Source organism: Affinundibacterium flavidum, from assembly GCF_014284175.1.
GTDB classification, from domain to species: domain Bacteria; phylum Pseudomonadota; class Gammaproteobacteria; order Burkholderiales; family Burkholderiaceae_D; genus Undibacterium; species Undibacterium flavidum.
Window position 1 is genome coordinate 220,241 of record NZ_JACOGA010000007.1, and the last position, 13,618, is coordinate 233,858.

At 43.0% G+C, this 13,618-nt stretch carries 11 protein-coding genes; all 11 read right to left on the minus strand.

Annotated elements, in window-relative coordinates:
- Window positions 1-633: 633 nt before the first annotated feature.
- Window positions 634-1,761 (minus strand): ABC transporter permease, encoded by a 1,128-nt coding sequence (locus tag H8K55_RS09395; RefSeq protein WP_186941826.1) that lies wholly within the window; start codon window positions 1,759-1,761, stop codon window positions 634-636.
- Window positions 1,754-4,210 (minus strand): ATP-binding cassette domain-containing protein, encoded by a 2,457-nt coding sequence (locus H8K55_RS09400; protein ID WP_186941827.1) that lies wholly within the window; start codon window positions 4,208-4,210, stop codon window positions 1,754-1,756. The genes H8K55_RS09395 and H8K55_RS09400 overlap by 8 nt, the downstream gene beginning before the upstream one ends.
- A gap of 6 nt (window positions 4,211-4,216) precedes the next feature.
- Window positions 4,217-5,074, minus strand: coding sequence for a SagB/ThcOx family dehydrogenase (locus tag H8K55_RS09405; RefSeq protein WP_186941828.1), 858 nt, complete (start codon window positions 5,072-5,074; stop codon window positions 4,217-4,219).
- Between the two features lie 145 nt (window positions 5,075-5,219).
- Window positions 5,220-6,578 carry a YcaO-like family protein gene (locus H8K55_RS09410; RefSeq protein ID WP_186941829.1) on the minus strand — a complete coding sequence of 453 codons (1,359 nt, stop codon included), beginning with the start codon at window positions 6,576-6,578 and terminating at the stop codon, window positions 5,220-5,222.
- A gap of 22 nt (window positions 6,579-6,600) precedes the next feature.
- The gene (locus H8K55_RS09415) at window positions 6,601-7,917 is read right to left on the minus strand and encodes a hypothetical protein (RefSeq protein ID WP_222612420.1); all 1,317 of its coding nucleotides are present in this window, start codon (window positions 7,915-7,917) and stop codon (window positions 6,601-6,603) included.
- A complete protein-coding gene (locus H8K55_RS09420; RefSeq protein ID WP_186941831.1) occupies window positions 7,895-8,659 on the minus strand; it encodes an outer membrane lipoprotein-sorting protein in 765 nt (254 codons plus the stop codon). The genes H8K55_RS09415 and H8K55_RS09420 overlap by 23 nt, the downstream gene beginning before the upstream one ends.
- Before the next feature lie 25 nt (window positions 8,660-8,684).
- Window positions 8,685-9,923 (minus strand): ABC transporter permease, encoded by a 1,239-nt coding sequence (locus H8K55_RS09425; RefSeq protein WP_186941832.1) that lies wholly within the window; start codon window positions 9,921-9,923, stop codon window positions 8,685-8,687.
- Complete coding sequence (locus H8K55_RS09430) at window positions 9,911-10,576, minus strand: ABC transporter ATP-binding protein (protein ID WP_186941833.1); 666 nt, start codon at window positions 10,574-10,576, stop codon at window positions 9,911-9,913. The genes H8K55_RS09425 and H8K55_RS09430 overlap by 13 nt, the downstream gene beginning before the upstream one ends.
- 200 nt (window positions 10,577-10,776) lie before the next feature.
- The gene (locus H8K55_RS09435; protein WP_186941834.1) at window positions 10,777-11,202 is read right to left on the minus strand and encodes a DUF2141 domain-containing protein; all 426 of its coding nucleotides are present in this window, start codon (window positions 11,200-11,202) and stop codon (window positions 10,777-10,779) included.
- A gap of 8 nt (window positions 11,203-11,210) precedes the next feature.
- A complete protein-coding gene (locus H8K55_RS09440; RefSeq protein ID WP_222612421.1) occupies window positions 11,211-12,167 on the minus strand; it encodes a hypothetical protein in 957 nt (318 codons plus the stop codon).
- Window positions 12,168-12,974: 807 nt separating this feature from the next.
- Window positions 12,975-13,394, minus strand: coding sequence for a DUF2141 domain-containing protein (locus tag H8K55_RS09445; RefSeq protein ID WP_186941836.1), 420 nt, complete (start codon window positions 13,392-13,394; stop codon window positions 12,975-12,977).
- Window positions 13,395-13,618 lie beyond the last annotated feature (224 nt).

Sequence of the window (13,618 nt, forward strand, 5' to 3'; positions counted from 1 at the left end):
TTGGGTTTTGGTCTATCTCGGCTACAGTCCTTAAAATATAACCCTAACAAGCAAAACGAAGAGCGCTGGATTGTCACTCGAATATCGAGTACTGAACGTAGACTCCTTAACTCTGCGGTTATGCCGCATGTCATTTGACGTTGGTCAAGGCGTCCATAAGAGTGATTATCTCGTTGACTTGGTAAACCGTATTGATGTCGATATGTTTGCTAACAATGGCGATGCTAATAGCTGACGAAGGGCTTTTCTCTAAATAATGACGCTCAATGCGCATTAGCATGTCAGTGTGAAGATTGAAAAGAAGTGAGTAACTGTCTCTAACGCTTTGGGATGGAAATTTTCTAACGACGAGAAAGTCTAGGTTTAAATAATAAGCTAATGCTGGTTCGTTGAGGTTCTAAGCGCCACCAGTAATTGCAATTATTGTTTTAGGTGTTGATCCCAATATTTTTTACTATTCTTCAGCTTTGGGTGAATTAGTGCTGATCACGTTTTCAGTGGTAGCCTACATTTGCAAGACCTGTTGAATGCAAGAATCAAGGGCATCAAGGTCACAAACGCAGGCTCGGTGCGATTGAAGCTTCAAATTTTGCATCGCGAAAATTATCGCTAGCTATAACGACTGCATCGTATTTATCTGACTCCACGATTTAATACAAATGCACGACTAATATAGACGAGTGAGCAGATGATTAAAGCTCCAAAAAGTAGGAAAAAATTGGTGTAAGTTGAGAGTGGATCACCTCCTACAATCGTACCGCGCAAGGCCTGTACAAATAGATTCACTGGCATATGATCTAAGACTTTCGTTAAATTACCGCTGCCTTCGATGGGGATAAATAAATTGCCTAATAAGATTAACGGGAAATAGATCAGGTTACAGATAATATTTGCCCAATCTGATGTTTTCACTCTGGCAGCAACCACCAAAGCGAGTGCGAGAAACCCCAATACGCCCATCACTAGTACCAGAAAGCCATTGCCATAGCGCGCTAATTCTGCGGGTAAACCTAGCTTGTAAGCGAGTATAGCAAATAAAAAAAGTAGTATACCGCTGCCGAGAATGACAATAAATTTTGAAATAGCCAGCGCTAGTACCACGGCAATTTTTGACACAGGAATCAGTTCAAAAATTCGAAAGTGACCGTTTTGACGAGAGCTTACCAGTGGCATCACGAAGCCCATCAGAGACGTTGAAATGACTACCATACACAACAAGCCTGTTACCAAATAGGCGGCGTAGTTATTATTACTGTTCACAGATTTTTTGGCTTTCTGTAAATCAGATACCACCGAAATTCCACGGTATTCATATAACTGACGCAAAACAAAATCATCTGCCACCGAAGATAAAATTTTCTCTGCAATTTCACCCGCGATCCCAGGCGCGGCATGTCCTGCCAATTGCAAAACTGTACCTTGATGTGCTTCTAGCCTCTGTTTAAACCCTTTTGGAATAGAGAGTGTCAGCGTTTCATTCGCGTCTTTATCAAACACCACCTCGATAGATTTTTGTTGTTTAAAAACAAACCGTACATGTTCGATAAAGGCTTGTGATACAGCACTTTGATCTTGATCATCAAAACGTATCGTGACATTTCCTAGCCCAGTGGAGCTGCCAAAGCTTCCCATAAAAATAATCAGCAATAGAAGTGGGAATGCAAATGTCCAGAAAGCCGCTGTTTTGTTTCGGACAAAATTTAATAGATCGACTTTAAGATAAGTGAAGAAAAAAGCGATGCTGTTATTGTTGTTATTCATGCGTGTCCTTCTGAATTTTTGTCATATTGCTGGCAACGGCATATAAGTCGGATAACTCGCTTTGTCTTACCTGATAATTATTGATTTTATCGATTGCTACACTTTGTTGAAAACGCTCTAAAAATGCATGATCACCTAAGGCAATCACTGCGTCAGTGCGTTTGATGATGAGATGTGCATGCATCGCTTGCAGCTTGTGTTCAAAAGCATCTACATCGTGCAGATGAGTCACTTCAACACGATATTGAGACAAGTACTTTTCAGCCAGTTCACTTGCACTGCCTACCGCTGGCATACGTCCTTGTGATAAAACGCCAATCCGATGACACATAGAGAGAACTTGCTGATTGTGGCTGACGACAATAATCGCAGCACCTTGTTTGGTCTTCGTTGCCATCAACGAAAACAAGCGAGCGCTATATTCATCATCTAATCCCAAGGTTGGTTCATCTAAAAATAGTAGATCCGCTCCTTGGTGAAAAGCAAAGTACAAGTCTAATCGTTGCCGCTGCCCGGTGGACAGCCATGCATATCTTTTATTCAGTAAGGAACCAATAGAAAACAGCTTATAGACTTCGGTATCATCACTGCCGAAACTGGCTCGCGCCAATAAAACAATATCAGAAACACGGTAGGAAGTATCAAAACCTAAGCGATGCAATTTTGCGCCAATCTTGCGGCGATTTGCCAGTCGTTTATTCCAGGCGGCATAGTCCTGACCAAAGACTTGATGTGAGCGGGCATCAAATTGATTTAAACCTAAACAGCACTCTAGTAGCAGTGATTTACCTGCACCATTGGCACCGATTAGGCCAAAAATCTCACCTGCACGCACATGCATACTGTCAATCTCTATGGAGAAATCTGTATTTCGTTCAAAGGATAATCCCTGTATGTCAAATAAAATGGGGGCATCTTCTGCGATGCGAGGTGGTTCTGAAGTGAGGATAGAAGTTTGTATCGCGGTTGTGGATGAGGTCTCATGGGCAGGCGCTGACGTATCCAATAGCAAGGGACTTTGCCCAAAATTTTTCTGATAAATACTAATTGCAATTGTCCGGTATTCATCTGTTCGTTTGGCAATTTGTAGCAGGATATTCATCCCTGCATCAGGATCGCCCCCATATTGAATTGGGGTATGGATCAATAAGTGTGCACGTGTGAGCAGTGCGTCAGCAGTATCAGCGCGCATGGCAATTGCCGCATCTACCAACTTATTCGCCTTCGCAGCAAGCGTCGCACGGTCAAAGAAATTTTGGGCGTCGATGAGCTTAATCAAACTATACCGCGCCAATAACTCTACGCTATACAAATCTGGCGTGCCCTTATTGAGAGAGTTGACGAGTTTATCGATACTTTTTTCTAACTTGTCACCGATATCTCCACTAAATTTGTGACTTAACTCCCTGGTCGAAATATAGGCGTCAAGCAAGATGGGTTGTATTCCTGTATTAGCGCTGAGCTTGCCATTGGTACTAACAGTCAATGCATAAATCTGTTCGGTCATTTGTGACAGCGTCTTGACATCGCAAGCGGCTCTGGTGATCAAAACGTCCTTGCGGGTCTTTTGCAGGTCCAAGGTTTCAGTTTTCTCATCATCGTCTTGCTGCTTACTGACAATTTGTGACAGTAGATGAAATTGATCGCCAGCAGCCTGTTTGACTAAACTTAGCGATTGTTCTGGTGTTTCTCGTATCTGTTGAAATAGTCGTGCTAAACCATCAGTGCCAATCACATTCACGATGGCATCAATTACCAATGCCGCTTTGGGATAAAGCGCTTCTCGCTCTAAGACGTTCGAGACTCTATCTTCAAAACCTAAAGTACTGGTAAATCCAGTCGCAAGTAATTCTGACAAAGTAAATTGCTCATGTTTGTCTGATTTGGCAATTAGGGTATGTGCTATGTGAGCGTCGAATTGTGCATTCGAGCGACTTAACTCGACCCAAGTGGCGAAACCTTCATCTAAAAATCGTATGCCACAGCGTAAAAAGCAATGCCCAATTTCATGCCAAAGCAATCGATCTAAATCATCTTGATGAAGTAGGTTCTGCGGAATCTGAATGAGGGCAAGTGACGGTGTGTCGAAAGAAACATAGGTTGGCGCCGCAAAATCATCTTTCAGATAAATCGTAATCGTTGGTAATGGCAGATCGAAGTGACTCTTGCACCAAGTGATTGCGGCATGCAAAATTGCATCGATTCGTTCTATTGCTACAGACGTTGCTTGCGCAGGAATCAGATAGTAACGTCCTTTACAAACGTGTGCATCTAGTTCACGACGAAGCAAGCGATCTACAGGAGCAATAAAACTAGAGCGTACCAACATGGCTTCTAGGACGGAACGACCAGCCTTCGCACCATCCCAGTTTTCGGTCGCGGCATCACACAATACGGTTGAAATAATACGACTTAAGTCGTAAGGATTGCCTGAGATATAGGATTGCATAAGGTTCTACGCCTTGCCAACAACAAATGAAGTAATGACGGATTCGTTGACGCCATCGATACCTAATAAATTTTCAGCTTCGTCATCAAAAAACGAACTCCAAAACAAACTATTTAAACCTAAAGATGTGGCTACCAATTGTAGCGTTTGCCCAGCACAACCGGCTTCTATCATTGCAAATTTGTAGCCCTTGTTGCCGTATTTATTGGTTGAGCGTTGGAATACGCCGCTCATGAATATAATCGCACTAGGTTCTTCACCTGCCGCGAAAGGCAAAGTCATTACGGCGTTAACCTCTTCTTTGTTGATTTCACGAATGATCTTTAGTTGATTGTTAATCCAGTCGAAATGGGCTACACAGGCAGGCAAACCGATGACATCGACAATGACGACATAAAACTCCACCGGATAGAGCCCGCCTCCTGATGCAAAGGGTTTTCGGTACATCACTTCGTCAGGTGCAAAACTGGGAATAGTTTTGTAGTTTGTCGCTAAAGAGAGCTTCAATAAGCTAGATAACTCTTCAGCACTGATAGGTTTGCCAAAGGCTGGTTTAGAACGCCGCTGCGCTAAGGCAGCGGTTAGGGGCAATTGCGGTGCGTCTGGCGGCTCCGGTAATTCCAATGTTTTAAACGAACCATAATTTTTTACACCAGAAATATGGAGTTTAATCGTGCTTGGATTAGTCAGAAAATTGGCGATGCGCATGCCGATGCCGGTCATGGTTGCGCGATAATATTTCGAATTCTCATTGAAAATTTCATACAGGCAATCAATGTCATAGTTCGCATATTCATACGATGGTTTGACTAGTTCTTCATTGTTGGTATTTTTTTTCACCTTAGGCTGCTTACTTCTTTGCATGATTGTCCTCGTTCTATTTTTTATTAATTTTTATTGAATTTATTTCCTGATTAATGACGGCTCTACGATGTCATTTATTGTGTCGCTCTCGCGAATCGCGAAAATTTTGGCATATCTGAGCTGTGTGCATAATTGGGATTTATTTTTATGGGAATGGGTGGGGCGAAGCATTAAATTCTGTAGGAAATTCAATGTTCCAAAAGCGAGCTAACTCTCGTAAGCGTCTTTCGTCAAGGTTGGCATAGCAATCAGCATTGCCGAAATACAGTGGCTGCATTTTTGATACAAATACTTTCACAACATGCAAACCAACGGAGGCTACATCGGTCGTTGTCATCTCAATCCAAGAGACGCTACGGCCAGATTCTTTGATACGTTGTAAGACGCTTTCAAAACTGGTTTCATCAATCTGTTGCTCTAGTGAGGTAGCAGAAATGCTCTGTTTGCTTTCTAAAAGAAAGGCAATTTCTTCTCGCTTATCCGGTGCGAGATAATAAGACACGTGATCTTTTGAATCGCCACTAACACCATAAGTACTTAATTTGTCGTTGGCATTATTCACCGTTTCAAGCGGAAATCGAATCGACCAGGTCCAGGTATGACAAGCTTCAACGATCGCTTTTTCACAAGCAGCAGCCAAGGAGAAATGCGTGGCCGCACCAAATCCAAGACGGTAACTATGTACCCCTTCTACACAAGCCAATACCGTGACAGCGCCAAACTCATCTGGCAGATACCATACTTTTATTTTGCAACAAGAGCTGTCCAAAAATGAACGCACACCTGGGGATAATTGAGGAAGAAATTCCGCATCCATGAGGACTTCGACAGGTGAATATTTGAGTAGCCACATCGCAGTAAATACGTCGCGTTCGAGAATTTCTCGCAGGCCGGAAGTGATGGCATTGTTCAACGTTGCGCCGCATGCCAGACCAGTGCTGACAGTTTGTGTCAATACTTCTTTATTGCTCACTTGCAATCCAAAATACACCAGTTGTGCTGGTAAATGGACAGGTTCACCATCAAATAAATTGTGTCCACTCACCCAGGAAAATTGACTAATGTCTTCGATACGCTGAAATGGGAATGAGGGATTTTGATATTGACTATCGGCATATAAGATCAAGTCATGCAGCGGATAAACTTGCCCAGTTAAGGCATCAATTGGCGAGACATAAATCGACTTTCTGTCATATACACCGCCACAGTATCTCTCTGCCGCCTCCCCTAAGGTAGACCATAGACATTGTGTTCTATCGATACCTGCGCCAGCAGCTCCCAAAGGCACATTGACTACCGGCGGCTTGTTTTCACAGAAATAAGCCGAATTAGAGAGGACGGCTGCAGCGATATGTAATTGCGGAAACTCTGGTGTACGACATGATTCCACCACCATCTTAATCAAGCCATAGTTTGGATTTACCAATTTCTCATAGGTATCAGCCAAACTTGGTGGTGTCATTGTTTTCGCCATTTCTGGTAATTGATAGAGAGCGTTTGTCATATTTTTGCTTGATTTTTCTTGATTAGAAAGAGCTGCCAATACGTAATGTGACGGCTTCAGAGGAGGGGAGGTAAGCGAATTCAGTATGCTTTGCAGTCGAAAAATGACTCAGTGCCAGCATCACGTAGCTGGTTTTATTGAGTTCTTTTCGAAGAGACACAAAACTACCTATGCTGCGATCATTCAATCCTAGCTTTTGTCCAATCGAATATCCAATATCGGCGACCGTACCCTGTACTTGAACATAGGCGTAATCTCGGCGAGTGCCTTGCTGATTAATTGTTTTTAAGTCCCACAGTAGATTACCGTCGCGAAAGCTTTTAGGAATTTCGGTTTGGTGCGCTTTCTGATGATAGGTTACCAGCTCTTGCCAGCGCTGCCACTGTGCTCGATTTAAGCCGTTATCGTTATGTGAGAATTCCACAGTGAAAATAGGAAAGTCACGGGGAGTCCAGGTGAAGCCCAATAGGGCTTGGGTTGAAAAGCTATTTTTTGCATAAGGTAGATAAGGATCTGCCCGCCAAAATTGCGCGGCAGAGTCAACTAATCCACGGTGCAATAACTGCGTACTACCGTGATGTGCATACAACGATCCATGCAGCTCTAGTTCGTCTCCGATGGTGGTTGATACTGTAGTACCGAAACCATAACCCCCATTCTTTACCTGACGGGCGATCACAGCATACGATGTTTGACCTCGATAACCCGACAGGCGTAAGGCCGCTTGGCGTAATCCCCGATTATTTACCATGGATGATTCATCGAAATCGTCGCTATACACCACGTCGACCGCATGCTGTTTTCCCACGCTGCACGAGAACATGGCTAAAGGTAAACCTTCACTATTTCCTGCGGTGTCGACCAAATCTGTTAATACCGTTTGTGTTTGGAAAAAACCCACGGGTTGTGCCAAGTAGCCAACATCCCATGCCAAAATCCGTTTGCCAGCAGAAATGACACATCGATCCGAAACTGTCCAGACCTTGTTTAATTCTTTAATTCGAAATTCTTTACCATTTGTGTGTACATCATCCCGGCTAAAAAGCGCTCTGGCACGCCAGCTAATACCTGCAAAGTCGCCATCTGCACTCATGCTCAGGTTATGCGTTTGTGATGCAAATCGATTCGCTGCGCTCACCGGAAACTCCGATGCATTAAGTTTGCTCAGGCCATTACTGAAAACAATCGAATAATTAATCGATGAAGCATCATCGTTCGTTTGTGCATGCAAAGCCCCAGAGCAGATGGCCGCAATCCCAATGAGCAAATTCAATGTTCGCTTTGTATTGATTTTCAAGGCTAACTTCATGTTCACTTTAGCGACCAACTTCCAGAGCATGCAAGGTAAATTGTTCGCTAGAAACCTTGATGTTATTAATGGAGGTGATGTTGAACAAGGTCTCTTTATTCGCTTTGCTATCTAAGGCATTGCTAATTCTTAACTGTGTGATCAATTTCTTGCCGTTAATAGTGCTAGGTTCTGAAAAGTACACGGTCTTCAAGAGTTTGCCGCCAAAGGTGTATAAATCCGCCTTGACTGGTTCCCATTTCGTTTCATTGATATACAGATCGACTCGCGCATAGGAGGCGTTTTCTTGCGCGGCTTCTAGTCGCATCGCTTTGCATTTCTGTTCGTTCACGATCACGGTGTCAGTTGATACTGATTTGATTGTGTACTCTGTGCTCCAGCGAACATGCAAAACATCGCCGACACTCGCATTGCCATGCAGTTGCTGCATAGGTGTCAGGCGTATAGGTCTACGCGTCTTGGGAAAGTATACCCAAACACCTTGATCGGTATTGAGAACTTTTTGGCCGCGCTTTTCTTTATTCAACATGAATAACAGCGCATTACCTATACCATCAGATTTGATCGAATAACTATCCGCGTCAATTTCTTTGCCATTTTGTAGTGTACTAATGGTGGCAAATAGCTCCAGTGTGCCGGAGGGCTGACGTAATAAATCAATTTTTTGTAAGACTTCTTTCGCCGCTTCTATGCTCAATTCCGTGGCGTTGACGATCGGTATTAAACTAAATAATGCCAAACCGGCTAAGTTCTTTAAAAAACCTCTACGCATATGATCTCTTTGAATTTTCATTTTTTTAATTGGTATTGATCGCATCAACGACATTGAGCTTAGACACATATCGACTGGCAAACCATGCAGCCAAGATACCGACCATGCTCAAGATCACGCCACAGTAAAGTGCAAATTCAGATGACCAGAGTAATTGCAAAGGATAGCCTTTGGTGCTACCTGGTGGTGCAGGCATTAAAATGACAAACTTGGTTGAGATGACACTAAATAATTTTGCGAGTGCTGCACCAAGTAAGGCTCCTAAAGCACAAATATAAATACTTTCAAAGACAAATCCCAACCGTATCTTCAAGGGATCGATCCCCATCGCTCGCAAAGTACCGATTTCTCGACTACGTTCCATGACACTCATGATGATGGTGTTGAGGATAGACAGGAAAGCGACCAACAATAAAATTGTGCCGAGTACGATGAATTGACCCTTATACAAAGTAACTAGTTGATCATAAATGGGATTTAGTTCGCGCCAGGTTTTTAGCTTAAATTCTTCTGGTAGTTTGTGTAGAAAGTCTTGTGTCTCAGCTTCAGTCAAATCGGGCGTTTTCATTAGTACAGTGGTTCGCGAAATTTTAGAAGTTCGGATTAGCTCCTGCGCACCTTTTAATGGCATCGCCAGGAAATAGCTATCTTTCACAGCGATGCCGGTCGAGACTATGCCTTTTAGAGTGACATCGAGTGCATTCATTTGTCCAGTTGCAGCAGCGGAGAGTAAAGTCAAATTATCTCCAACCTTCGCATGCAGACGTTCAGCCAATTGCTTACCCAATAGGATAGATAATTGTTCGCTCTCATCGTCCTCCAAATAATCGCCTTCAATAATATTGAAATTTTTCCCAAAAGCTTGCCATTCCAATTTGGGAACTAAGCCTTCGCCGGTAAATGTGCGCGTGTTTTCACCATTCGAAATCAGGCCTTGAAAAGTCAAACGCGGCAATACTTTTTTTATATTCGGATTTGTCGCTAGCATCGCTCCTAATGCGGTCACTTCTTCTTTGCTACTGCCAAATTCAACAGGTTTGCTTTCGGCATTTTTGAATTCTTCTGTTCGTGCTAACTGAAAATGACCAGCGCCGCCTTGTACGATAGAAAATTTCACTCCCTCAAATGAGGCCAAAATGAAGCCTAGCGCCGTCAACAATGCAGCAGACGCAACCGCAACAATACTCATCGTCAGGAGCGAGCGTCGGAAATTACGCAAGACATTGCGCCATGCCAAAGAGGCCCATAAAACTACATCAGACATTGACCGTCCTCCATCTTTACGACACGCTGCATATAACTTAAGACAAGGGGATCATGTGTGGCAATCACTAGTGTGGTTCCACACGATTGATTCAGACTAACCAAAGTATCGAGGAAAATCGTGGCATTTTTGCGATCGAGATTAGCAGTTGGTTCATCTGCCAAAATAATGTCAGGTTGGTGTACTAAAGCTCGTGCAATCGCCACCCGTTGTTGTTCACCGCCTGAGAGCAATGCCGCACGCACTTGCATTCGGTGCGATAGACCCACTCGCGCGAGCCACTCTGCAGCACTTTGTTTGCGTTGCTTCGTACTCATCCCTGAGGGAATTAAAGCAATTTCTACGTTTTCTAGGGCGGTGAGAACAGGAATTAAATTAAATCGTTGAAAAATGATGCCTATATGATTCCATCGAAATTGTTCCATTTTTCTGTCGACCAAACTACCGAGGTTGACTTGATCAACAGTGACGGTACCTTCTTCAGGATGTAGTAAGCCGCCCAGCATGGACAACACCGTACTCTTGCCACTGCCTGATGGTCCAGATAGGGCGACGATCTCACCTTTACTGATATCGATGGACATATTTCTGACTGCCCAAAACAAGCTGTCGCCATTAGCAAAAGATTTGCCAACATTTTCTAGTTTAATCATAGCCACACTTCATTGAATTAGGACTGATGCAAATCAGACGCTGATATCGTTGAGTTCTCTTTTGGAGGCAATTGCATATATTGGTACTGTCTTCGGCACCGTGCCCCGATGCAGAGGCTCCGTCAAGTATTTGAAGACAGGCGCTAACCAGTACATTTCTGTGTAAGTTTTATGAATCTCACACAGCAGGCCACGTCGTATTAATAAACCAAACGAAATTTGAATTCGCTACTTTTCCCGGAAATATTCTCCGCAGCACTGGCAAATTTTGGCGGGCCATACTGACCTTTCGCATTTTTGCTAAAGCCAGTACCTTCGGTAGGAATGCCTAGATTATTGGTATCTAGCTTTTCATTGCTATTTTCATCGTGAAAAGCCATTGCTGCCCAGGTGCCCTCTGGTACATCTTTAAAAATTACTACCTCGACTTCTGCTTTGACATCTTGCACTTTTTGAAAACGACAATCTCGCACTAAGAAGTCTTTTTCTTGGCATAGTTGAACCAGAATCTTTCCTTTACGGTCGGCGTCGACTGAGGTGATGCGCACTGTCACGTCTGTCGCCATGGCTTCCGCACAAGATGACAGTAAAGCCAAAGAGATGAGTAATTGAGTGAATTTCAACATGTTCTATCCTAAATAGCTGCAGGGTTATAGATGGGGGCAAATGGCTTTGTCGTATTGCCTGAGCCACAGACTTCACATCTGGGTAATTTTAAAATGGAAGATTTACGCTTTAAATCATTGAAAGCTAATAACTCAATCAAATTACTTTCATGGAGATCATTGATTGCATTAACCAACATCAAAGAAACTTGCACCAATACTGTCGCCGCAAGTTGCTGTGCTTGTATGATAGGTTCGGGTAAAACATCTTCATACCAAATCGCATTCCCAGATGAGGCGGCATCAAACTCACGGTGAAAGGTTTTAGCAACACGCATTCTGTGGTGCAGACATTCGAAGCATGCGGTTGCGCTTGGGATGACTCTAAAAATACGGGAATGGCTACCGTCTAAATAGGCAAAAATGCTGGCGACTTTGGTCGGTACGACGTGCTCGCGATTCAATTCACGAAACAAGTCGTGGTTTGGCGAGTCGCTCACTACTAAATTCATAGAGACGGGTAAAGTCTCGGTTTCTTGGTCACCACTAACGCAAAAACCAGCAGCTTTCGCCATGCGGTTTAATTCTGCGTATAGATGACCAGATCCGAATAGGCGCAATGTATGCTGTGAGGGGTTTAGTACGATTTGGTTTTTATTTTCGCTGATGGTCGGTAGTAAGTAAAAAAGCCGATCTTTAATTTCTTCAGATTCTTCCTTTGCGCTTAAACAAATCACCTCACGCGCTACCAAAGCATCTACAAAGTCCGCAATCATTTTTGCATCAAAACGCTCGCTCATTTGCGTAATGAATTCCTCACGCGTCATTTTGCCAAAGGCATCAACCACTGCCTGCAATAACTTTTCGGGGCATTTAATCGTTTGCGCAGAGGTTGCAGTAACGACTTGCCACTGATCGGTATCGATTTTATAAATTTTGCTGCCCAAAATAGGGCTTAGGACTTTTTTACTTGCGTTATGCATCATGTTCATACTTGTTATTCGACCTTATTATTCTAGAGTCCCGAGTGTAGGCAAAGATCAAAGTTATTGGCCTCAGACACTGGGCCATCATTCATTTTGAGCCCTCAGTACAATCTATTACGCGGCCGAATTTTGATTTTCGGGTGTTCGCTGTGCTCAAGCACTGGTTCGTTCCTCAATTCAAACTTCCACCGCTCGCGACGGTTGTGCAGATGTCTCAATTTGGGTGATGAACCTCATTGGCACTTTTCGCGCCAGCATCTTGGTTTTAGGCATGTCTTTTTGTTCGCAATTCACAATTCACAATTCGCAAATTAGTCGTTCATTTTTCTTGCTGATAGAACAGACGCTTTACGAATGAGAAGAACTAGAGGCATTCCAAAGTAATTTAAAAGAGGTCTAGGGAAGCGAGGGCTCATTCGAAAAGCACGAATAAATTCTCGTTCCCTAGTAAGAAACTTAAGCGCTTAATTTATGCTGACAATTACTGCGCTTCTGTGTCAAATACGCAGCATGTGCATGTGCATGTGCATGTGCTACCAGCAGCAAATTCAGATAATGCGCTCGCTGCGACGAAATCAGATTCTTGGGAATTAGTGATTTCAAATGTTACTAATGTATTCATTTTGATTCCTTTAGTTTGTTAGTGAAATAAAATTGCTGATACATATATATAAATAAAGTATAAAAATATCAGCTTTTTGAATATAAAAAACAACGTATATCATAGTCAATCATTTTTAAGTAATTTATTAAAATATGTAAAATAGCAACAAGTGGTGCTATAAAAAGGCACTTTTTTGATTGATTTTATTCAAGTTTAATGGTAATGGCTGCGCCTTCTGCCGGGACAGCAAATTTAGACGCATCAAAACTTGGAGGGCCGAAGCTGCCGCGAGCATCGTTTGAGAACCCATATGGCTCTTTAGGAATTCCCAAGAAATTTTTTGCCATTTTTCCATCGCTATCAACGTCATGAAAAAGTGCGACTGCATAGTCGCCTGCAGGAATGTCAGAAATGATGACAGTTACGCTTCCCGCAACTGCAGGCTCTTGAATTTTCTTAAAACTCTTAGTTAACCACTGATCTGCCTGCTTGTAGAGGGCGATGCGAAGTTCTCCGCTACCTGATTGAATTTGACTGATCGTAATTTTGAGATCGGCTGCGCTGGCGTTCTGCGCAGCTAGCATAAAAACAAATCCTATGGCGCCGAATAGCTTGTGAATCATATGTATCCTTTTAATGAGTAAATTAGGTTTTTTATAAGTGCCTCCATCATTAATGTGCCTTCATCATTAGCTAAGGAGTAAGGGGTGATAATTGAAAAGTAAAGTAATTTTCAAATATGTATTGAATAATATCACAGCGGTATACCGAATTTTCCGACGCTCGAATTGACTCGTCGACGTAAGTTATGAAATTCAAAGGTTTTGCGCGGTCAGGGGGAAAACTG